The sequence below is a fragment of the Bacillus sp. AG4(2022) genome, from assembly GCF_031844465.1.
In the GTDB taxonomy this organism is placed as follows: Bacteria; Bacillota; Bacilli; order Bacillales; family Cytobacillaceae; genus Bacillus_AB; species Bacillus_AB infantis.
In genome coordinates, this window is the sequence record NZ_JAUZVH010000001.1 from 952,345 (window position 1) to 975,031 (window position 22,687).

The 22,687-nt window shown below is 44.3% G+C and carries 23 protein-coding genes; 7 read left to right on the forward strand and 16 right to left on the reverse strand.

Annotated elements, in window-relative coordinates:
* Positions 1-2 precede the first annotated feature (2 nt).
* Entirely contained in the window at positions 3-1,376 is a 1,374-nt protein-coding gene (gene mgtE / locus Q9R36_RS04685) for a magnesium transporter (RefSeq protein WP_009794122.1), read from the reverse strand.
* 156 nt (positions 1,377-1,532) lie between these two features.
* Here mgtE and prpE point away from each other — a divergent pair, with 156 nt between their 5' ends.
* Positions 1,533-2,273, forward strand: coding sequence for a bis(5'-nucleosyl)-tetraphosphatase PrpE (gene prpE, locus Q9R36_RS04690; RefSeq protein WP_148950153.1), 741 nt, complete (start codon positions 1,533-1,535; stop codon positions 2,271-2,273).
* A 47-nt stretch (positions 2,274-2,320) separates the two neighbouring features.
* Here the strand turns inward: prpE and Q9R36_RS04695 are convergent, their stop codons facing one another.
* The 4 genes from Q9R36_RS04695 to Q9R36_RS04710 all read right to left on the reverse strand — a co-directional run bounded on the left by Q9R36_RS04695 (position 2,321) and on the right by Q9R36_RS04710 (position 5,184).
* A complete protein-coding gene (locus tag Q9R36_RS04695) occupies positions 2,321-3,208 on the reverse strand; it encodes an RluA family pseudouridine synthase (protein ID WP_311224598.1) in 888 nt (295 codons plus the stop codon).
* A gap of 18 nt (positions 3,209-3,226) precedes the next feature.
* Positions 3,227-4,024: an NAD kinase gene (locus Q9R36_RS04700; RefSeq protein ID WP_009794119.1), complete on the reverse strand. Its 798-nt coding sequence runs from the start codon at positions 4,022-4,024 to the stop codon at positions 3,227-3,229.
* A gap of 72 nt (positions 4,025-4,096) precedes the next feature.
* Entirely contained in the window at positions 4,097-4,735 is a 639-nt protein-coding gene (gene yjbM, locus Q9R36_RS04705; RefSeq protein ID WP_009794118.1) for a GTP diphosphokinase, read from the reverse strand.
* Positions 4,736-4,821: 86 nt separating this feature from the next.
* Positions 4,822-5,184, reverse strand: a complete 363-nt coding sequence (locus tag Q9R36_RS04710; protein WP_022543612.1) for a UPF0738 family protein — start codon at positions 5,182-5,184, stop codon at positions 4,822-4,824.
* 122 nt (positions 5,185-5,306) lie between these two features.
* Between Q9R36_RS04710 and Q9R36_RS04715 the strand changes: the two genes are divergently transcribed.
* The 5 genes from Q9R36_RS04715 to Q9R36_RS04735 all read left to right on the forward strand — a co-directional run bounded on the left by Q9R36_RS04715 (position 5,307) and on the right by Q9R36_RS04735 (position 8,557).
* Positions 5,307-5,903, forward strand: coding sequence for a CYTH domain-containing protein (locus tag Q9R36_RS04715; protein WP_101550863.1), 597 nt, complete (start codon positions 5,307-5,309; stop codon positions 5,901-5,903).
* Between the two features lie 35 nt (positions 5,904-5,938).
* Positions 5,939-6,559: a lytic transglycosylase domain-containing protein gene (locus Q9R36_RS04720; RefSeq protein WP_094768236.1), complete on the forward strand. Its 621-nt coding sequence runs from the start codon at positions 5,939-5,941 to the stop codon at positions 6,557-6,559.
* A gap of 286 nt (positions 6,560-6,845) precedes the next feature.
* Positions 6,846-7,253, forward strand: a complete 408-nt coding sequence (locus Q9R36_RS04725; RefSeq protein WP_009794113.1) for a globin domain-containing protein — start codon at positions 6,846-6,848, stop codon at positions 7,251-7,253.
* The gene (locus Q9R36_RS04730; RefSeq protein WP_009794112.1) at positions 7,250-8,128 is read left to right on the forward strand and encodes a ClpXP adapter SpxH family protein; all 879 of its coding nucleotides are present in this window, start codon (positions 7,250-7,252) and stop codon (positions 8,126-8,128) included. The genes Q9R36_RS04725 and Q9R36_RS04730 overlap by 4 nt, the downstream gene beginning before the upstream one ends.
* 249 nt (positions 8,129-8,377) lie before the next feature.
* Entirely contained in the window at positions 8,378-8,557 is a 180-nt protein-coding gene (locus tag Q9R36_RS04735; protein WP_009794111.1) for a hypothetical protein, read from the forward strand.
* A 678-nt stretch (positions 8,558-9,235) separates the two neighbouring features.
* On the opposite strand, the gene pepF is transcribed toward Q9R36_RS04735, so the two are convergent.
* The 6 genes from pepF to Q9R36_RS04765 all read right to left on the reverse strand — a co-directional run bounded on the left by pepF (position 9,236) and on the right by Q9R36_RS04765 (position 16,582).
* Positions 9,236-11,065: an oligoendopeptidase F gene (gene pepF, locus Q9R36_RS04740; RefSeq protein WP_022543611.1), complete on the reverse strand. Its 1,830-nt coding sequence runs from the start codon at positions 11,063-11,065 to the stop codon at positions 9,236-9,238.
* A 104-nt stretch (positions 11,066-11,169) separates the two neighbouring features.
* Positions 11,170-12,414, reverse strand: a complete 1,245-nt coding sequence (locus Q9R36_RS04745; RefSeq protein ID WP_311224599.1) for a competence protein CoiA — start codon at positions 12,412-12,414, stop codon at positions 11,170-11,172.
* 135 nt (positions 12,415-12,549) lie between these two features.
* Positions 12,550-14,067: a cardiolipin synthase gene (gene cls / locus Q9R36_RS04750; RefSeq protein WP_311224600.1), complete on the reverse strand. Its 1,518-nt coding sequence runs from the start codon at positions 14,065-14,067 to the stop codon at positions 12,550-12,552.
* Between the two features lie 87 nt (positions 14,068-14,154).
* Entirely contained in the window at positions 14,155-14,823 is a 669-nt protein-coding gene (mecA, locus tag Q9R36_RS04755) for an adaptor protein MecA (RefSeq protein WP_094768239.1), read from the reverse strand.
* Positions 14,824-15,177: 354 nt separating this feature from the next.
* Positions 15,178-15,573: a transcriptional regulator SpxA gene (gene spxA / locus Q9R36_RS04760; protein WP_009794105.1), complete on the reverse strand. Its 396-nt coding sequence runs from the start codon at positions 15,571-15,573 to the stop codon at positions 15,178-15,180.
* Between the two features lie 433 nt (positions 15,574-16,006).
* Complete coding sequence (locus Q9R36_RS04765) at positions 16,007-16,582, reverse strand: GNAT family N-acetyltransferase (RefSeq protein WP_022543610.1); 576 nt, start codon at positions 16,580-16,582, stop codon at positions 16,007-16,009.
* 259 nt (positions 16,583-16,841) lie between these two features.
* On the opposite strand from Q9R36_RS04765, the gene Q9R36_RS04770 reads away from it, so the two are divergent.
* Positions 16,842-17,024: a hypothetical protein gene (locus tag Q9R36_RS04770; protein WP_022543609.1), complete on the forward strand. Its 183-nt coding sequence runs from the start codon at positions 16,842-16,844 to the stop codon at positions 17,022-17,024.
* Positions 17,025-17,193: 169 nt separating this feature from the next.
* Here Q9R36_RS04770 and Q9R36_RS04775 read toward each other — a convergent pair whose 3' ends face one another.
* The 5 genes from Q9R36_RS04775 to Q9R36_RS04795 form a co-directional block, all read right to left on the reverse strand.
* Entirely contained in the window at positions 17,194-18,393 is a 1,200-nt protein-coding gene (locus Q9R36_RS04775) for a putative glycoside hydrolase (protein WP_311224601.1), read from the reverse strand.
* Between the two features lie 383 nt (positions 18,394-18,776).
* On the reverse strand, positions 18,777-19,712 hold the full coding sequence (locus Q9R36_RS04780) for an ABC transporter ATP-binding protein (protein WP_009794101.1): 936 nt from the start codon (positions 19,710-19,712) through the stop codon (positions 18,777-18,779).
* A gap of 1 nt (position 19,713) precedes the next feature.
* Positions 19,714-20,781, reverse strand: a complete 1,068-nt coding sequence (locus Q9R36_RS04785) for an ABC transporter ATP-binding protein (RefSeq protein ID WP_009794100.1) — start codon at positions 20,779-20,781, stop codon at positions 19,714-19,716.
* A gap of 12 nt (positions 20,782-20,793) precedes the next feature.
* On the reverse strand, positions 20,794-21,711 hold the full coding sequence (locus Q9R36_RS04790; protein ID WP_009794099.1) for an ABC transporter permease: 918 nt from the start codon (positions 21,709-21,711) through the stop codon (positions 20,794-20,796).
* A gap of 3 nt (positions 21,712-21,714) precedes the next feature.
* A complete protein-coding gene (locus Q9R36_RS04795) occupies positions 21,715-22,650 on the reverse strand; it encodes an ABC transporter permease (RefSeq protein ID WP_009794098.1) in 936 nt (311 codons plus the stop codon).
* Positions 22,651-22,687 lie beyond the last annotated feature (37 nt).

The window sequence follows — 22,687 nt, forward strand, 5'->3', positions numbered from 1 at the left end:
ATTTAAATCAGATAGCTCATGAACAATGTGGCCATCCCAAAATAAATTAAAATACTGATAATATCATTTATTGTCGTAATAAAAGGTCCTGAAGCAACTGCCGGGTCGATCTTCATACGGTGCATGATCAACGGTACGAGCGCCCCTGCGAGTGTTGCAACAATCAATGTAGAGAAAATGGAAATGCCGACAAGCAGGCCAAGATAAATATCGCCATGCCAGAGCCATACAGCGAGACTGACCAATATCCCGCAGATCGTCCCTGTAATAACCCCTGTCCCTGCTTCCCTGAATATAAGCTTCGATTTGTTCTCCCTTTCAAGGTCGCCTGTTGCAATCCCGCGTACAGCAACTGCCAGGGCCTGTGTGCCCGTATTGCCAGCCATGCCGGCGATAAGCGGTATGAACACAGCCAGTATGGACACCTTGCTCAGCGTTTCTTCAAACCGTCCAATCAGACTGGCAGTCATCATCCCCAGAAACAGCAGGATAATAAGCCATGGCAGCCTCTTTCTGGCAGCAGCAAATGGACTTCGATCAAGAGTATCCATGTCAGAAACCGCTGCTAGCTTGGAATAATCGTCTGATGCCTCTTCTTCCATGACATCCATTACATCATCAACTGTTATGATTCCCAATAAATGATTCTGAAAATCCACTACCGGCAAGGCCAGGAAATTATAATCCTTAATTTTTCGGGCAACATCCTCCTGATCTTCGCCCACCGACACTGAGACGACCCGGTCATTGGTGATTTCCGCGATCATCGTATCGTCATCGTTCACAATCAGATCACGGAGGGAAATGACCCCTGCCAGCTTTTTGTCTTCATCCACTACGTATACATAATAGATTGTTTCGGCCCGGGGGGCTTCATTTTTCAGGATATACATAGCAGAACGGACCGTCTGATTGGCGGAGATCGAAATGAATTCGGTCGTCATGATGCTTCCTGCCGTATATTCTTCATAATGCAGCAGGTCTTTGATTTCCTGTGCCGCATCACTGTCCATTATGGTCAGATAGCTTGCAGCCTGGTCTTTGTCCAATTCATTCAGGACATCGACCGCATCATCAGCATACATATTTGACAGCATATCTGCTGCATAGCTTGGATTCATTTCAGCCAGTACATCTTTGTATTCTTCCTCATCCACTTCCAGATTTTCAAAGAGACCTGCCATCTCTTCCGGGGACAGGAATTGATAGATGACTGAACGGGCTTCTTCCTCCAGCTCCTTAAAAAATGAAGCTTGATCATAAGGGTGCAGATCAAGGAACTCCTCCCTGAAAACATCTAAATCTTCATTTTGTAAAGACTGGAGCAGCAGCTCGCGGTTATATTGCTCCGAGGGTCTTTCTTGCATATCGGGCATGATTTACCCCTCCTTCCGGGTATACTAAAACAGTCTTTACTATACTAGCAAATGTTTGTTTTTTTGTCGTCATTAAAATCTTCCCACAGGAATATTTTGAGGATTTCAAATATACTGAGTAAGACCTGCTTAAATGATAGGCGGAGGAGGAACAGAATGAAAATTGATATCATTGGGGATATACATGGATGCTTTGCTGAATTCAAAACACTCACTATGAAGACGGGCTATTCCTGGGAAACCGGCATCCCCATCCATCCTGATGGGAGAAAGCTTGCTTTTGTCGGTGACCTGACTGACCGGGGCCCCGAGTCGCTGAAAACGGTTGAGATTGTCTGGGAGCTTGCAGCCAGGCGGCAGGAAGCCTATTATTCACCGGGCAACCATTGCAATAAGCTTTACCGCTTTTTCCTGGGCAACAAAGTCCAGATTACCCACGGCCTTGAAACCACTGCTGCTGAATATGAAGCCCTTCCCCATAAGAAAAAAAAAGAAATAAGAAGAAAATTCATGGAACTGTATGAAAAGGCTCCCCTCTATCAGGTGCTTGACGGGGGAAAGCTCGTCATTGCCCATGCGGGGATCAAGGAAGAATATATCGGGAAAAATAATGCAAAGGTGAAAACTTTTGTATTATACGGAGACATTACCGGGAAGAACAATGCAGATGGCACTCCTGAAAGAAGGGACTGGGCAAAGGCGTATAAAGGAGAGAGGGTCATTGTGTATGGACACACGCCCGTGAAGGAACCGCGAACCGTCAATTCAACCTTTAATATTGATACAGGTGCCGTTTTTGGCAACAAGCTTACAGCCTTGAGATACCCGGAAATGGAATTGGTTTCTGTCGGCTCCTCCATGCCTTTCAATGCAGAAAAGTTCCGGGACATCCTTTAAACATCTGCCGGCATAGTAAAACGGCCGCCTAAAAAGGCGGCTGTCTTCTATTCCAGCAGTGCCTTCATATCATCAGGCAGCCCGGCTGAGAAGCAAAGCTCCCTCTCCAGGAACGGATGAAAAAAACGGAGCTCCCGGCAATGAAGGGCTTGGCGGCTGATTTGATTTTTATTCCCGCCATACAGCCCGTCTCCAAGCAGGGGATGGCCGAGATGGGAAAGATGGACCCGAATCTGGTGAGTTCTCCCTGTTTCAAGCACCAGCTCCACATAAGTGAACTCTCCGGTTCCTTTTACTTTATAATGTGTGCAGGCATACTGCCCTTCAAGGAAATTGACTTCCCTTTCAATGATGCTGTCCTTTTTGCGCGCAATCGGTGCCTCAATGGACCCTTCTACCGGGAATAGCTTTCCTTCTGCAAAGGCTTCATAGGTTCTCTTAACCCTGCCTTCCCTCTGCAGTGTGCTCATTAAGTGATGGACATGGCGGTGCTTGGCAACCAGGACCAGCCCTGAAGTGTCACGGTCAAGCCTTGTCACAATATGGACCGTCGATGCCAGATCGATTTTCCTGTAATAGCCGATAAGTGCATTCGCAAGGCTTCCGCGTGGATGCTCTCTTGAGGGGATCGTGCTCATAGCGGCTGGCTTGTTGACAACCAGTACATAAGGATCTTCATACACGATAGCCAGGGGAATGTCTTCTGCTTCCATCCCTGGACTCGGCATTTCAGAAGGAAACCTGACGGAAAGGCAGTCCCCCTCATTTAGCGTATAGCGCACATTTTCCTCATTGCCGTTCACTTCGATTTTCCCGCCGCTGAACTTTATATCAGTCAGGGCAGCTTTGGAAATTTCACGCTGCTTCAGATAATCTTTAATGGACTGTCCGCTGTCCTGCTTATCGATTCTCCAATTTAATGTGAACGAATCCATGGACGGGCCCTTCCCTTCTTAGTTGTCGGTAATAAATGAATCATGCACCCTTTTCCAGAATGGGAATGGACGGAAACGGGCAAACCTGATCTTCTCATCCGCCACCCTGAACTGGATCGACTTTACATCCTTGTGCAGGAGCGTCAGATGGTCAATTGTAATCTGGAAGTCCGGTACATTTACCGGCTTCAGCATGCACGTATGATGGGCCGGCAGGACAAGCGGTGAACCCAGCGTCCTGAATACCCTGTTATTGATTGAAGCCATTTCCGCAAACTGGATGGCAGGCAGCGAAGGATGGAGAATGGCCCCTCCAAGCGCTTTATTATAAGCCGTACTTCCTGATGGAGTGGACAGGCAGAGCCCGTCTCCCCTGAAGCGCTCGAAATGCTGTCCCCTGATTTCCACGTCCATTACCAATGTGCCCTCGATGCTCTTGACTGTCGACTCATTCAGGGCCAGATATCTCGTTTCCCTTCCTCCATGCTGGTAGCGGATAATCACTTCAAGAAGCGGATATTCAATCACCTGGTACGGCGTTTTGGCAATGGCAATCACCAGCTTTTCGATTTCTTCCGGCACCCAATCAGCATAAAAGCCAAGATGTCCTGTATGTATGCCGACGAAAGCCGTTTTTTCCAGCCTGCTGCTGTACCGGTGGAAAGCATAGAGAAGCGTGCCATCCCCGCCTATGGATACAACAATATCCGGCTGATCCTCATCATATATTAAATCGAAATCCAGTAAATACGTTTTCATTTTATGCATAAGTGTATTTGATTTGGAGTCGCCTTTAGACGTAATGGCAAATTTCATTGTGCTTTTTCTCTCCTTTTCAAAATCCCAGTTTGACCTTTGCCCTTGTAGTGGACAGAAGCCTTGCCGCCGTCAGCTTCCGCCTTCCTTCTGATGCTCTTTCTTCCGGGTGAAGAACGCCTGTGCATCCTGGATTTCTCCTCTGATCAGGGACATTTCTTCGTCCAGGCGGAAGGCAGCCTCAGCAGCCCTTTTCAGCCTCATCTGTATATCCTTTGGAAATTGGCCGCGGTATTTATAATTCAGTGAGTGTTCTATAGTCGCCCAAAAGTTCATGGCCAGCGTCCTGATCTGGATTTCAACAAGGATTTTTTTCTCGCCATTGATCGTTTGGACAGGATATCTTATGACGACATGATAGGAACGGTAGCCGCTTGCCTTTTTGTGGGAAATATAATCCCTTTCCTCTATCAGCTCGAAATCGTTCCTGCGGCGGAGCATTTCAACAACCAGTTTTATGTCATCCACAAACTGGCACATCATCCTCAAGCCCGCAATATCCTGCATCTCGGTTTCCAATTTATCAAGAGGTATCCCCTTTTGATTGGCTTTATCCAATATGCTCGCAATCGGCTTTACCCTGCCTGTCACAAATTCAATCGGGGAACTTGAGGAATCAAGTTCAAACTGGCCCCTCATCCCTTTCAGTTTTACCTTCAATTCCTCGACAGCCTGCTTATAAGGTGCTAAAAATTGATCCCAATGCTTCATGCGCATCTTCACCTCATCCCATTTTCTCTATTTTCCGGAGGAAGGCCGGGTTGCACCAGCCTTTCTGCCGGGGGCTATTGCGCTTTTCAGAAGGCGGCTTCCACCTTTGCCACCATTTCATCTCCATAATTGCTGTTGCCTTTAATATTCTCGATCAGATAGCCGAGTTCCTCCCTGAATTGAGGAAGATGCAGCCTGCCAGGGCCGTTTGCCAGATAGGCATCCGCCCCTGCTGCGAGGGCCTGGCTCATGGCAGCCCATATGCCTTCTGATAGGACTATGTATGTATATTCATCATTGCTTTCCGCAATATAAACAAATGCCAGGTTATCTGAATCGACCAGCATCTGTCCATTCGCCTTAAGCCCATTAATATCCTGTTCTGTCTCCAGCAGCAGCTCATTCGTTTCTGTCAGTGCCGCATTGGTTATGTCTATTTTTTTATTCATGAATTCCAACCTCCCATACTCTCCCCTATTTTATCACAGGTTGTTTCTATATCCTAAGGATTGAAGTCTGTCTGAAAGAAAGAGATAATAAAAATGACTATACTCAGGGGAGCACACATAATATGAGCCATTCACAGCACATTGAAATAGAATACAAGAACATGCTGGAGCAGCATGAATTTGAGAAGGCGGCAGCCTTTCTGCAGGTTAAACCGGCAGATTTTTTCTCGCAGGAAAACCATTATTTTGATACACCGGACTTTAAGCTCAAGGACAAAATGAGCGCGTTAAGAATCCGTTTTAAAAACGGGACATATGAAATGACGCTCAAGCAGCCGGCAGACGAAGGGCTTCTCGAGACAAATATAGAGCTTTCGCAAACGGAAGCGGATGCCTGCATGCAAACAGGAAGCATCCCGGACGGCCTCATAAAAGAGGCGCTTGAAATCATGAAAATTCCTGCTGCTGAACTTGAATACTTTGGATCCCTTTCTACCAGACGGGCCGAAAAAGCTTATAATGGCGGCCTGATGGTTCTCGACCATAGTTCCTATTTAAATTGCGAGGATTATGAATTAGAATATGAGGTAAGTGACAGCGAAAAAGGAAAGAAGGAATTTATCCTTTTCCTGAAACTCCTAAACATTCCCGAAAGAAAGACCGAAAATAAAATTAAGAGGTTTTACCGTCAAAAATTAAACATGCACACTGCTGAATGATTAAAGCTTTGGCAGTTATATAAAAGGAGACAGCAATGAACATTGACCAACTGAAAGTGATGCTTGAACTCCAGGCCCTCCAGAATTTCGGCGGCAACAGTACTCCTTCAGACTCCGGCTTGGGCAGTGTCTTTACCAGCATCATGAATGAAATGATGGCATCGGATGAGGCACCCGGCGGACAGGAGTCTGCAGAAACCGGACGAGAAACATTCCTGTCTGGAAAGATGGCTGCGGCACTTCCTCCAGTAAGCTTTACAAAGCTTTCCGGCGGAAATGGGGAACCTTTTTCAGATATCATCAATGAGGCAGCAGAGCTGTACAAGCTTCCTGCCAAGCTCATCCACTCTGTCATCAAACAGGAATCCAACTTCAATCCCGGTGCTGTCAGTGCTGCCGGGGCTTCCGGGCTGATGCAGCTCATGCCGGAAACAGCCAAAGGCCTTGGCGTCAAAAATATATTTGATCCCCGCGACAATATATTTGGCGGCAGCAAGTATTTGCGTGAAATGATGGACAGATATGGGGGCAACATTGAAAAGGCGCTTGCAGCATACAATGCAGGCCCGGGAAATGTCGATAAATACGGAGGCATCCCTCCTTTTAAAGAAACTTTGAACTATGTAAAAAAAGTGACCGGCAGCTTCTTAGCATAAGAACCTTGCGAGAAAGCCTTCTGCAGCCCACGCTATGCGGAAGGCTTTTTTTTGCGGGAAAAACCTTCATATTGAGCTGACAATGGTTCACGCTGGAAAAATTCCGTGATATTGGTTAAAGTAATGAATGCCGCCACTTTGTGCTGCTTGTCCTCAAGCTATTTGTTTGAGATATAAAAAGGGCGTTGTTAAAATAAAGAAAGCACAGGAATATTAAAAGATAATGTTTCTGCTATAACTAATCTTTTGGAAACTTACTCATTAAACTCGAAAAGGAGTTTTTATAATGGCCGAGAAAATGACTGTACCGTTCGATGCTATTGGCGAAGAAAAACTTCACCGGCTTGTTGATGTTTTTTACAGCCTGGTTGGACAGCACCCTGATCTCGCTCCTATCTTCCCTGATGACCTGACTGAAACGGCCAGAAAGCAAAAACAGTTCCTGACACAATATCTTGGAGGACCTGCTTTATATACATCCGAACATGGGCACCCTATGCTAAGAGCCCGCCACCTCCCCTTCGAAATTACGGAAACAAGGGCAAAGGCATGGCTGTCATGCATGGAACAGGCTATGGATGCAACAGGATTGGAAGGCGACTTCAGGCAGCATTTCTTCTCCCGGCTCGCATTAACGGCACAGCATATGATCAATACACCAGAAAAAGATATGATGAAAGGTGAGAGCAAGTGAGGGAAAAAGAAACTTCTCAATTCATCCATGCATCTCCTCATTGCCAGGGCATCGAGAAAAAGCGGATTGAGATTTACATGTTCGTCGATCCTCTCTGTCCCGAGTGCTGGGCGCTGGAACCGATTATTAAGAAACTGATGATAGAGTATGGAAGCTACTTTTCCTTTAAGCATGTCCTTAGCGGCAGGCTTGCCTCCCTCAACATGGGAAGGAAGCAGAGGCTGGAAAGCCTCGCGGACTATTGGGAAAAAACCGCAAGCCGTTCAGGGATGTCATGTGATGGCAATGTCTGGTTTGAAAACCCTGTCTCGTCCCCGCATCTGGCTTCCATCGCGATAAAGGCAGCCGAGCTGCAGGGAAGAAAAGCAGGGATCCGATTTCTGCGGAAGCTGCAGGAGGTGCTTTTCCTTGAAAAGCAGAACATTTCAAACTTCGATGTCCTCAAATCCTGTGCACAGAATGTCGGGCTTGACGTTGTCGAATTTGTTGCCGATATCCACTCAGACAGCGCTGCTAAAGCTTTTCAATGTGACCTGAAAATCACTTCAGAAATGGATGTACAGGAAATACCTACTCTTGTATTTTTCAATGAAAATATTGAAGAAGAAGGAATTAAAGTCACAGGCTATTACCCTTATGAGGTGTATGTGCAGATCATTGAAGAAATGCTGCAGATGAAGCCTGAACCTTCTGAGCCGCCATCCCTTGAAGCATTCCTGAGATACTTCAAGCTGGTAGCAACCAAGGAAATTGCAGTTGTATACAATATGACGGTTTCACAAGTAGAAAAAGAAATGAAAAAACTCCAATTGAAGCAGCTGGTCGAACAGCTCCCTGCAAAATACGGGACTTTTTGGAGATATTGCGGAGAATAACACAGGATATAAGAAAAGCCCTGCAGATGCAGGGCTTTTCTTATATTTCAGGATGGGAGTGTATGTTTCAATAATAGAAAGGGGGTTTGATCGTTTGTGAACTATGTCACAAATACATCATATCATACTGGCTGCAGAATGAACAATAGATTGTTCATCTCTTCACAAAATTGTCACGAAATTATCCCCCGCTTTTTGCATATACATATACAAGCCCTGAAGCCTAAAACCATAACCAGGAGGTTAAGTATGCTTAAAAGCAAAGTCATCTTATTTCTGATCATACTGGCAGTCACTGCTGCTTTCATTCTGAATATATTGGGCCTCATGAAAATGCTGCCCCTCATCATCACCTCCCCTCTTTTATTCGTGGCCCTACTAATCCTGGTGCTGTATATAAATGAAAGGAGGCGGTTTAAAGGTTTTTAAGCGGAAGTGCGGAGGTGACTGTTCAGGTGTGACCAGCAAGTCTGGAGCAGTTTTAAAGGGATGCCGAGGTGAAGGTTTGCAGAGTTGCTAATATATGGCGGAAGTTGCTAATATAATTGAAAACTTGCTAATATATGGTGAAAGTTGCTAGTAAACCAGGAAAGTTGCTAATAAACAGGAAAAGTTGCTAATATCGTCCTGCAGCAGCTTCCTTCCTGCCCGATGCCCGCTCAACTCCGCCAGTCCCTCCCATCCCTGCTCGCAAATAAGAACGGAAACCCTCAAATAAACTCAGCAGAGTCGCAAATATATCCCAAAACTCGCAAATATATTAAAAATCCCGCAAATATCCTCACAAACTCGCAAATATACGCCCCCCTCTTCCCAATCAAACTATCTCCAGTCCGCAAATAAGCGCCAAATCTCCAGATTCAGCGCATTACTCACCTTAAGTCTTCACTGCCGCACTTCTCCAATATACTTCAGCCCATCAAAATGCTCACCGGCAGCATTTCTTCATTTCATATTACAGTCCTAACTTGCAAATAGAAATATCAAAACATTAATGTTACCACTAAAAAAAGCACGCTAAATCATATACGATTTAACATGCTTTTTGAGTGGTTTCTCACATTGTGTGGACTTCACAAAGGGAATAAGTCCATCCCCTTTTCTGTTTTACTGCTTAACCCTGTTCAAGAGTTCTTCCATCTCGTTCAGCTTCTCCTCGAATACCTTGCAGGCATCTGCAATCGGAGCAGGGCTTGTCATGTCAACACCCGCTTTTTTCAGCACTTCGATCGGGTAATCCGAGCTTCCTGCTTTCAGGAAGTTGATATACCTTTCGACTGCCGGCTCACCTTCTTCGAGGATCTGCTTGCTTAGTGCAGTTGCGGCGCTGAAGCCTGTAGCATATTGATAAACATAGTAATTGTAATAGAAATGAGGGATCCGGGACCATTCCAGCCCGATTTCCTCGTCGATGATGATATCTTCTTCGCCGAAATACTTTTTATTAAGCTCATAATAATCCTGTGTCAGTGCCTCTGCTGTTAATGCCTCATTATTTTGGGCTTTCTGGTGGATCTGATGTTCAAATTCAGCGAACATGGTCTGGCGGAACACCGTGCCCCGGAACCCTTCTAAATAATGATTCAGCAGATAAAGCCTTTTTTGGTCATCATCAATCGTTTTCAGCAGATAGTCGTTAAGGAGGGCTTCATTGCATGTGGAAGCTACCTCTGCCACAAAGATTGAATAATTTCCGTAAGGATATGGCTGCGTTTTTCTTGTGTAGTAGCTGTGGACAGAATGCCCGAATTCATGCGCAAGGGTGAACAGATTGTTCACATTGTCCTGCCAGTTCATCAGAATATATGGATTTGTGCCATATGCACCTGAAGAGTAAGCCCCGCTTCTTTTTCCTTTATTCTCATGGACATCGACCCAGCGGTTTTCAAACCCTTCCTTTAATACTGAAAGATATTCCTCTCCCAGCGGCTCCAGTCCTTTTAGTACATAATCCTTTGCTTCATCATAAGGAATTTCCATCTTCACATCTTTGACAAGAGGTGTGAAGAGATCATACATATGAAGCTTTTCAAGGCCCAGGACCTCTTTTCTCAGCTTAATGTAGCGGTGGAGAAGATGGAGGTTGTCATTGACCGTATTGACCAGATTTTCATAGACACTTTCAGGGATATTATTATCCGAAAGTGCAGCATGGCGGGCAGAATCATAATTCCTGACACGCGCATAGAAATTATCTTTTTTGACATTGCTGCTCAAGGTGCTTGAAAAAGTATTCTTGAATTTACCATAAGTATCATATACCGCTTTAAAGGCATCCCTGCGGACTCGCTGATCGTCACTCTCCAGGAAACGGATATAGCGGCCATGGGTAACCTCGACTTCTTCCCCGTTTTCATCTTTAATGGATGGAAATTCAAGATCGGCATTATTCAGCATGCCAAATGTGTTCCCTGGTGCATCAAGGACTTCTGAAGCCTGAGCCAGCAGCGCTTCTGCTTCTGCAGATAATACGTGGGGCCTTTGAAGATTAATTTCCTCCAAAGAATGCTTATAGAGTCTTAGCTCTTCTTTTTCATCAAGGAAGCTGCTGATCTTCTCTTCATCGATTGCCAGGATCTCTGGCACAATATAGGCAAGGCTGCTCGCTGCCTGGGAATACAGATTTTTAATGCGGTCATCCAGTCCCTGGTAAAAGGAATTGGTCGTATCCTGGTCATATCTCATATGGGCATATGAGTAGAGCCTGCCCAGCCTTTCAAGGAGATGATCCTGGTATTGAAGCGCTTCATACAGCTTGTCTGCGCTGTCCCCCAACTTGCCCTGGAACCCGCCCGCATCAGGAAGCAGCTGCTTCACTTCCTGGAATTCTTTTTCCCAGGCATCGTCAGTTGAAAAAATATCTTCAAGCCTCCATGTATCTTCCGGCTTTATTTCACTTCTTGAAGGCAATTTCTTTACTGCAGTTTCATTTGCCATGTCTATATCCTCCATTTCAGTTATTTCGTGGTCCGAATAAAAATTCGGTTCACTAGTTATTTCTACCTTTAAAGGGAAATTCCTTCTTTATTATAAATCTCTCCTTATTGTATGTCAGTGATGCTGTTTTCATTATTCCCCATTTCATATGGGAAGGGAGTGTCTTCAGATCTCGCCATTCCTGTATAAAAGCGCATTCTCAGTAGTCCGGCTTCATCCATTGTCTTAGGGATAGTCCATTCGTGAGCGAGCCTGTATCTCCCCTCTCCTTCAAACTGAAAGACTCCGGATGCTGATAAATGGCAGAAATATTCTGTAACAGCCAGGCTGTATTCTCCTTCTGAAAGAGGGAGCTCCCTGACTTTCACATCTCCAGCACGTATGCGCCGCTTCAGAGACTGCATGATTTCATTCTCAGTCACCTTCTCTCCAGGTTTCAGGCCTATGAAACAGTCAGTATGCAGATACGCCTGCCAGACTAGCGGAGGTGTTGAAATCCAGAGAGAATGAAGGACAGGAATGCCGATATGCGGCGGGAGCAGGGAGAGATGTAAGCCTGCTTGATATATGGCCATGTAGAAGGGATGTTTGAATGTATTGGGGGTCAGCGAATAGGTTTGCTGGAGCTTGCAGATTTCCTTCTGCCAGTCTGCCGGCGGAAAACGGACAATCCGCGGGGCAGTTATTAGATTTGGAAATTTCATTTGATGCAGCGGTATGACAGAGAAGTCTGTCAGGACATTACGGGTGGTAAGCGGGCAGATGTTGGAGAGGAAAATAAAGCTCTGTACATCGGGGCAGTAAGAAAGCAAATGATATGGAGCATCTGATGAACGATTGACAAAAGAATAATGGAATTCAGAGAAGCTTGCTTTTCGGGCTGAGGTCCGCCTGATCTCTTTTCCTCCGAGTATCCAGATGGGCGTGAAGCCTGCCTCTTTGTAAGCACTAGTCCTGCTGGCGAACAGCGATTCTGGAATAGGGGAGCACTGGAATTCAACGGCAAATTTCTTCCCGGCATATACAAAGCATATATCAGGGCGCTGTTTGATGCTTTTTATATAAGTTTCCAGCCTGGCATGCACATTATTGGCTATCAGCCACCGGTAAATATCCAGCTTTCCCTTCATATGGTACTCTGACTCATTTTCAAAGGATGCTTCACAGGAATGTTCCTTATAATGGGCAAAGTGGGGTATCTTCCTGGTTCCAACCTTAAGCATTACCTTTTCCCTGCATACTGGACAGAGGAAGCTGCCCTCCTTTACCTTGAGCTTCCGCAGTGTTTCCCTATCCGTGAAGTCAGCAGAGTTGATAAACTTGCCTGATTTACGGATTGCTGTCAGCATAATTCTCCTCCTTTCTTTTTACATTACTATATAATTCGCTGTTTGAAATCGATATCCTGCCAGAGATTACCCCTTCATAGAAAAATGCCGCAGCAGCTGCTGCGGCATTCTCCTCATATGTTATGGTCATAGATCCTAAAGCAGTGGTGACAGCAGGCGTGCAGTTGATTCAAGCAGCCTGTACCCAATATGCCGCTTTCCGAACAGAGCACCTGTAATTTCCTGAGAATCATTAAGATCAAGCAGATATTCAGAAGCAAGCTTTTGTGTACTGTGAGTTTTAAAAAGAAAAGCATTGACTTCAAAATTCAGGTGAAAGCTTCTCATATCCATATTCGATGTTCCGATAGAAGCCAGCTCATTGTCGACAATCACAATCTTGCTGTGCATAAAGCCTTTTTGATACTCATAAATCTTGACGCCTGCATCAAGCAATTCAGGAAAATAAGACCTTGATGCATGGAAAACAATACGCTTATCCGGTCGATGCGGCACCAGCAGGCGGACATCCACCCCGCTCAGGGCAGCCACTTTGATGGCGGTGAATATGTCTTCATCAGGGATGAAGTAAGGAGAAGCAATCCAGACGGACTCTTTCGCAGAAGTAATCATCGAGAAGAAGATGTTCTTAATGACACTCCATTCATTATCCGGGCCCCCGGCAATCAGCTGTACTCCGCCATGATTGTTCTCTTCGGGAACCGGAGTAAGATATTCAGCTGTCAAAAAGCTGTCATTGGTCATATAATACCAATCCTGCAAAAAAATGAGCTGCAGTGTACGGACCGCTTCCCCCTGCAGCATCAGGTGGGTATCACGCCAGAAACCGAAATGCGGATTGCGCCCCAGATACTCATCACCGATGTTAAGGCCGCCCATAAAACCTGTATTGCCGTCAATGACAATGATTTTACGGTGATTCCGGAAGTTGAATTTGCTGTTCAGGAGCGGCATTTTTACTGGACCGAATGCAACTGTCTCCACCCCGGATGACCTGAGGTCGCGAATATACTTCTTGGACATTTTCCAGGAGCCCACCGCATCGTACAAAAATTTAACCCTGACCCCTTCCCCCGCCTTTTGCATGAGTATCTCTTTAATCTCCATCCCGATTTGATCATGGCGGACAATATAATATTCCATATGGATATGATGGGTGGCATTCCGGAGAGATTCAAGGATCTGATTGAAGGTTTCTTCTCCATTTGTAAGGATTCTTGTGCTGGTAGCAAAGGAAATGGGGCTGTTCCCGATTTCATGGGCCAAACGGAAAAGCTTTCTTTGATGCTCCCCCATCTGCCGTACTTTTTCAGCATAATTTCTCCCATGGTTTTCCTGGACTTTCCTGAAAGCTTCTTTGTCCAAGAAATATTTTTTCCGGAACATCTTTTCCTTCCGGTAGTTCCGCCCGAAAAGGAGGTAGAAAATAAATCCGAGCAGGGGGAAACCGCCTAAAACCACGAGCCAGGTCAAAGTCTGTGAGGGGTGGCGGTTTTCAAGGAAAATGATGAACCCGATAAATATGACGGATAAAGTTACCAACAGGCTGAAGTAGCCCAGAAAGCCGCCATTGACCGGAAAAAATTTATTAATGGCAAAAAGGAGTAAGATCAGGAATCCGCTGAATATGGTAATCCTTACGGCGTTTTTCATTATGGCTGTCACCTGTCCCAACCGGCAAAATCATGCTGCCTTCTATATACAAAGAAAACACCGATTTCATTCAGAAATCGGCATTGTTTAATCAAAATATTTCCTGAGCTCCCCGAAGACATCTCCATCTATTATAAGCTTACCGTATTCTTCAATCCGGTGGATCGTCGTCTGGGTTTCATGCCCGAATTCAAGCAGGATGCTCAAAGCATTATCAATCTGCTCTTCATCAAGATCTTCCTCATCAGGAAATTCAACATACAGATAGTATTTATTTTCAAATGAATAAAGCTTTGTTTCCAAGGAATCCAGGCTGGAAGTTTTGGAAAGGGAAATGATATCTTCAAAATCATCAAATTTCAGAAGAAACTCAAGATTATCTTCATAAGAAGAGTCTTCTTCATCTTCATGCTTTGTGAAATGCTGATCCAGCAAATCCTCGATCCTCTCTTCAACAGGCAGATCTTTCAGCTTATCCTCAGGAACGGGAAGTTCAAATTTCTGGCCGTCTTTGGAAAGCTGCGCCTTGGTGACCAGCACCTCGAGCCCTTTATCCAAAGCTTGTACCTGAATCCATAAAGGCCCTTCCACCATGAACTCTTCTTCCTGATGCACTTCGTCCATCATTTCCCAAAAGAGTTCCTCGCTCCGCTCGCGGTTGTACCAGATTTCATCCCGGTCAAAGCCTCTCTCTTCTATATCAATATAAGAAATGTAAAACTTGACAGTATTATCATTAATCCGTTCAATTTCCATTCAGAACTCTCCCTTCCGGCGATTGTTGAAGGGACTAAATACCCCCATAAGATGTTGTTTATATCCTTTACCCAATATAGTTGGCTCTAATCTTTCTAGGAAGGTAACAGTATTGTTGCCTTATACTCCTATTTTATGACAAAAAGGGGATAAAGGGAATTAAAATGAAGCAGGTTTCAAAAAACCATTGTATGCCTATATGCTTCATTTTAGTACATTTAATCTTACCAAAAATTTTAATTGTGTACAAACAACTGGCTTGCCGGAAAGCCAATATGGCCCATATAATTAATCAGTCAAGGAAAGGAACAAAATAAAAAGCCCCTTATCTCAAAGAGATAAAGAGCTGATTCATCAGTTAACCATACGCTGTGCTTCCCGCAGCTGATACGTGCGTACTTTGCGCGGAAGGAATCGTCTGATTTCATCTTCGTTATAGCCAACCTGAAGGCGCTTTTCGTCAATAATGATTGGACGGCGCAGCAGGCCTGGATTATCCTTAATTAACTCAAACAGCTCTTGAAGCGGCATGGTTTCCAGGTTCACGTCAAGTTTTTGGAACGTCTTTGATCTCGTAGAGATAATTTCATCCGTACCATCTTCCGTCATACGGAGGATTTCCTTGATTTCATCAATTGAAAGGGGTTCGGAAAAAATATTCCGCTCTTTATAGCCTATTTCATGCTCCTCAAGCCATGATTTCGCTTTCCTGCAAGATGTGCAACTTGGTGAAGTGTATAATGTGACCATTTTACAAATTCACACTCCTTAAATTAGACATATATAAAGATCTTTTACAAGAATTATACTCAGAAAATATGAACCCTTAATTAAAATTACTTTAAATTAGTAATTTATATTAATTATTATACACCATTAAAGATGCATTTGGTATCCCTTTTTAGAAATATGCTAAAAGACTTATGCAAAGGTTCTACAGTTCATTTTTCTTAAGCATTCTACTATATAAGACGTATGAGAAAGATAAAAGTTTCAAAAATTTTAATAGATTCCATCTTTCCCCGCTTGATGGCCATATTTATGTAATACTTATAATGGCCCGGTGCCGCATTTGACCTTTATATGTTTTATACCCATACTGTCCAGGCAGTAAACCTTATTTTAAATTCTCAATTAATTTATGAAAATGAAAATGCTGCTATCAAAAATAGCAGCACTTTTCCTAGAGCCCTTTGAGTACATCTCCAGAACTTTTGTCTTCTTCAAATGTCAGTACTTCCTCTACCGGCTGGTAGGATTCTCCGTAGAAATGAGCATCTTTATACGTATGAATCAGCTCATATGTCTTCTTCATGCTCTCGTAGATCAGTTCTTCCGATTCATTTCCAGGGGCCCAATAAAGGATTTCCATACTGTTGATTTCCTTTGTTGCCAGGGAACGCCTTCTATATCCGATCGATTGGGCATGCTCAAAGCCTTCCCGCTTGTAAAACTTGAGCCTTTTTTCTGTGTCGGTGTCTTCATAATCGACCGGCTCTACTTCAAGGATGATCGGCTTTCCCTTTTTCTTAAGCTTATCAAGGAGTTTATGGCCAAGACCCTGTCCCCTGGCTGCCTTTGAAACAAACAGGTAGTCGATGAACACGAAGTTATCCAGTTCAACATACATCAAAACATGGTTCTTTCCTTCGTCCTTATGGTAGATTTCAGAGCGTTCCTTGAGCAGCGTCTCCATATGCTCGCGGGATTTCATTTCTTCGATAGGGAAATATTGATTCAATTTTTCATACCAATGCATATTTTGGCTCCTTTTATTTAATAGTCCAGTCCGATAAGCATCCATCTTTCTCTACACTTCCCCGGCTGCTGCAGAGCTTAATTGCCCCGCTCTGAATCTCACATGTAAAATACACTAATAATTTGCCAAAATGTAAAGTATTTATACAATAGACCTTTTCTAATAACTGCTGTTCTTTTACAATAAATAGAAAGGACACTGGCATTTGGCATTATAAATTATTCGCAGCGCTGCTGTGAAAAGAAAGATGGAGGTTTATATGATTGAATTTGCTGCGGATTTATCGATTGTTGCCCTGCTCGTGATTGGGATTACTGCTATAATTGGAGTTGCAGCGAATGGAATCGGCGAGAAGCTGTTCGGCGGTAAACGAAAATCCGAATTTGTGGATCAATCCGCAAAGGTGCAGACTGGGTGGAAAAATGTAGGCGGCAGAAAGTAAAACTGATCCTGCCATATACTATGATACCGCATACAGCTTCTGTGTCAAATAACATCCTGCTATTAACGCTCATTAGGATATAACAGCCATTAGCATGCGGTCTTGGCCTGAAAATGGCCGCTCAATTGAACAGAGATGAAGCCGGGTCAATTGCCCGGCTTTTCCTTTTTTATTCCCCTGGTGTATAGTCAACGCCTTCTGTGTAGGAATTGCCTGCATTCCAAAGGAGATATTCATTGATCCCCTGGTCTTTAAGGGCTTTAATCTGAGCTTCTACCTCTTGCTTTCCGTATGCCTTGTAATTCCCTGCCCCCAGCCACGATGCCGTAAAGTCCTGGAGCCATGGCCTTGATACAGGCGCCTCTTCCAGCTCTGCAAGCTTCTTCTTCTCAAGCTTAGAATATTCTGCCACAAGATTATATGGTTCCAGATCTGGCTTGCTGATCCCGAAATAGGACGTCCAATGACTCGGATAAATCATTGATGAAATGACATCAACATTGGAGGAAATCTTAGAGAAATTCTGGCCGATTCCGGGTGCTTCCGGCAGTGTTGCGCTGTAGCCAAAGATATCAACAGAAACTTGTACATCATAAGGCTTAAGCTTTTCCCTCGCATAAGCTACAAAGTCAGTGACAGCCTGAACCCTTTTTTGAACATTATCATCAGCGCCATTATACTCTCCAGTAGAATAAGTTAAAGTCTCTTCACGTTTTTCAAACCCTTCAGGAAAACGGACATAATCAAATTGAATTTCCTGGAATCCCATCTTAGCGGCTTCAATGGCTATACCGACATTATAATCCCAAACCTCTTTCAGGAATGGGTTTACGAATGATTCACCTCTTCCATTTGACCAGACCTTATTCCCGTCCTTATATGACCATTCCGGCTTGCTATTGGCCAATACGCTATCCTTAAAGACAACCACACGGGCTATAGGATAAATCTTCTTCTCCTCCATTGTTTTCAGAACCGTTGCAGGGTCTTTTATATAGGGTTTGCCGATGGAGCTGTACGGGGATTTCCCTTCAGGAATATAGGTCAGATTGCCCCAGTCATCCTTTATATCGATAACCATGGCATTTAAGTCAGTTTTGCCGATCAAATCTACTAACTTATTAAATTTTTCTCCGCCGGCAGAATGCCCGGTAACATAGACTCCTCTTACAGCGTCAGGGTATTCAAGGGTATAGCCTGAGTCATATTTAAAACGTGCCATGGCTGCTGGCAGTTCTTTTTTCATTTCTATGTATTCTCTTACGGGCATGGAGCTGTTTGTCAGCTTTTCACTCTCTTCCGCACTGGCATGTATTGTGATGAGCGAAGACAAAGCAGCAGCAGCCGCAGTCATTTTCAGAGCCTTCATATTCCGTCTCCCTTCTATCCTTGTATTTTCATTATAAAGGTAGCCTGCTTCCATTTACATATGTAAAAAGCAATAACATAGTACTCATTCCCTCTCTTCTTTCCTATTACACTTGAAATAAGGATTTTTTAAGATTTTAATAGGAATAATGAATATATAGAAAATTTATAATAGTAATTGTTGTCAAAATGTTGTATTATTATTACAAGAAAAATGCGTTAATGAGAAAAAGGGTTAAAGTGATACTTCACATTCCGAAATAGGTCGTTTTTACAGCTTAGCTATTTACATCACCTGCAACGATAATTCTAAAATTTTTGCTGTTCTTTTTATTTGATGTAATTAAAAGCCAAAAGACGATCTCGGAATGAGATCGTCTTTTGTTATTTTTTGTATTGGGCCTTATATTGTGCTGCTTCCTTTTCAGAGCAGTAAACATAATGTCCTGGTGCAATTTCCCGCATCTCCACTTGGTCACTGTCCGTATAATTGTGGACAGCAGGATCATAGCTTGTACGCTTTCTGGTCCTCTCAGTTTCTGGATCCGGAAGCGGAATGGCAGAAAGAAGGGACTGTGTATAAGGATGGAGCGGGTTATTGTAGAGATCATCGGCCGGAGCAATTTCAACCAGCTTGCCGAAGTACATAACTCCAATCCTGTCACTGATATATTTAACCATGGAAAGGTCATGGGCAATAAACAGATAAGTCAGCCCTTTTTCGCGCTGCAATTGCTTCATCAGGTTTACTACCTGTGCCTGGATGGAAACATCGAGAGCTGAAATCGGCTCATCAGCAATGATGAATTCAGGCTGTACGGCAAGAGCGCGGGCAATCCCGATCCGCTGGCGCTGACCGCCTGAGAACTCATGCGGGTAACGGTTAGCGTGCTCTTTGTTCAAGCCGACCGTTTCAAGAAGCTCATACACTCTTTCCATACGCTCTTTCTTGCTTGTGGCAAGGCCATGGATGTCAATGCCTTCAGCAATGATATCAGCTACAGTCATCCTAGGATTCAGGGAAGCGTAAGGATCCTGGAAAATCATCTGCATTTTGCGGTTGAATTTCTTCAGCTCTTTAGCAGATTTCCTTCCGTGGACGTTCTCTCCTTCAAAAAGGACTTGTCCGTCTGTAGCATCGTACAGTCTGATGATCGTTCTTCCGGTCGTCGATTTTCCGCAGCCTGACTCGCCTACAAGGCCAAGCGTTTCACCTTTGTAGATGTCAAATGAAATGCCGTCTACTGCCTTTACCATATTAGGGCGGCCGACATTAAAGTGCTGCTTTAGATTTTTGATTTCAATTAACTTTTCAGCCATTTTATTTGCCCTCCTTCACTAAAACAGGCTTATCGAATGTGGAAGAGAGCTTGCGGATCCTGCGCTTGACAGCTTCAGGCGGTTCTACTTCCGGTGCATCCGGATGGAGCAGCCATGTTTTTGCAAAGTGCGTTTCAGAAATCTGATACATTGGCGGTTCTTCTTCAAAATCTATGGCCAATGCAAACTGGTTCCTCGCTGCAAATGCGTCTCCCACTGGAGGGTTAGTTAAATCAGGAGGAGTACCTGGAATTGCTGCAAGTTCAGTCTTTCCATCATTATCAAGGCTAGGCATGGAAGCCAGAAGCCCCCATGTATAAGGATGGCGCGGATCATAGAATATTTCATCAACTGTTCCCATTTCTACAATCTGGCCGGCATACATAACAGCAACACGGTCTGCTACATTGGCAACTACACCAAGGTCATGAGTAATGAAGATAATGGAAGTATCCATTTTGCTCTGAAGATCCTTCATTAGATCCAGAATCTGAGCCTGAATTGTTACATCAAGCGCTGTTGTAGGCTCGTCCGCGATCAAAAGCTTTGGACTTGCGGCAAGTGCGATGGCAATCATAGCACGCTGTCTCATACCGCCTGAGAACTCATGAGGATATTGGTTTACACGCTTCTCCGGCATTGGAATCCCAACAAGGCGCAAAAGCTCTGTCGCCCTATCCTTAGCAGCAGAAGATGACATATTCTGGTGCTTGATCAGCACCTCCATGATTTGGCGGCCAATTCTCATTGTCGGGTTCAGAGAAGTCATTGGATCCTGGAAAATCATACTGATTTCTTTACCGCGGATCTTTTCCATTTCCTTTTCCGATTTTGGAACGATATCGTCGCCATCAAGGAGAATTTGTCCTCCAGCAATTCTGCCTGGCGGCATTGGAATCAATTTCATGATTGTCTGGGAGGTAACACTTTTACCTGAACCGGACTCGCCGACAATCGCGAGGGTCTCACCTTTATGAAGATCGAAGGACACGCCGCGGACAGCCTGGACTTCTCCTCCATAAGTTTGGAATGAGACTCTTAAATCTTTTACTTCGAGTAATTTTTCCATTTATCTCACTCCTTATTTGCGTAGTCGCGGATCTAGCGCATCACGAAGTCCGTCGCCGATTACGTTAAATGCAAAGATGGTCAAGCAGATAAACGTTGCCGGGAAGAACAAGCGCCAAGGATAATATCTAAGTGCCGGAAGGCCGTCATTTGCCATGGTTCCCCAGCTCGCTACAGGCGGTGTCAGACCAAGACCCAAATAGCTAAGGAATGCCTCAGTAAAGATAGCTGATGGCACTGTAAGTGTCATGGTTACAAGAATAGGGCCCATTGTATTCGGGATCAGGTGCTTGAACATGATGCGCGAAACATTTGCTCCCAAAGTTCTTGAAGCAAGGACATATTCCTGATTCTTAAGTGAAAGGACTTGTCCACGGACAATACGTGACATATTGATCCATCCGGTAATGGTCATGGCAAGGATCATCGTGCCGACACTCTGGCCTAATACAACCATAAGAAGGATAACAAGCAGCAAGTAAGGAATCCCATAAAGGACATCCGCTGCACGCATCATATATTCATCTGTGCGTCCGCCTTTGAAGCCGGCGATGCCGCCCCATAGTACGCCAATGAAGAGATCAATTAATGCAGCTGCCAAACCGATGAACAGGGAGATTCGTGCACCTTCCCATGTACGGGCAAATACATCGCGTCCCAGATCATCTGTACCGAACCAGTGCTCGGAAGATGGTGACTGATTTTTATTGCCTAGATCGTTTGATGCATAATCATATGGTGTCATATATGGTCCAAAGATCGCCATAAATACAAGGATGGCCAAAAGCACAATCCCAAACATGGCAAGCTTGTTTTTTCGGAATCTAAGTGTAACATCTTTCCAGAAAGATAGGCTTGGTTTACTGATTTTTTCTGCATCAGTTGTTTGTGTGCCAACAACTCTGAATTTATCTTTTGATAACTGTCCCATAATTTACTCTCCTTTCTTCCCGCCTGCAAGTTTGATGCGCGGGTCAATGAGTCCGTACGCAATGTCGACAAGGAGAATAGACACTAACAGAATGATACTGTAGAATACGGTAACTCCCATAATAACAGTGTAATCACGGTTTCCGATGCTTAATACAAAGTGGGAGCCGAGTCCCGGAATACCAAAGATCTTTTCAATTACGAAGCTGCCTGTAATAATACCTGCTGAAAGAGGTCCCATATAGGAAACGACAGGAAGCATAGCATTTCGGATTGTATGTTTAATGGTAATAACACCCTGGCTCAAACCTTTAGATTTAGCCGTTTTAATATAATCATTCGAGAGCACTTCCAGCATGGAAGAACGCGTCAGACGGGCGATAAACGCCATTGGAGATGCCGCAAGCGCCAACGCAGGCAATATCGTATGCATGAAGGACTCCCACCTGGCTACCGGGAAGACGCCAAGTTTAATCGCAAGGAAATATTGCAGGAATGTGGCCATGATGAAGGAAGGAACCGAGATCCCCATAACTGCAACGATCATTGCAGTGTAGTCCTGCCACTTATTGTGCTTGAGGGCTGCAATAACCCCTAAAACAACACCGATTGAAACTGCGATCAGAATCGCCTCGATACCGAGCATAAGAGATACAGGAAAACCTTCGCTGATTAAATCATTGACAGTCTGGCTCTTATACTTAAAAGATGGGCCAAAATCCCATTTTATGATTCTTAATAGATACTCCCCATATTGAACATACCATGGCTGATCGAGCCCGTAGTGGGCATTCAGGTTTGCTTCAATTTCGGGAGGCAGTTGTTTTTCTGATGTAAATGGATTCCCTGGTGCAATGCGCATAAAGAAAAACGTTGCTGTGATGATAAGCCACAGCGAGACAATCATATAGATTAAGCGTTTTCCAATATATTTCGCCATTGTCAAACACCTCCAATTTTATTTCTGCTTCATTCAG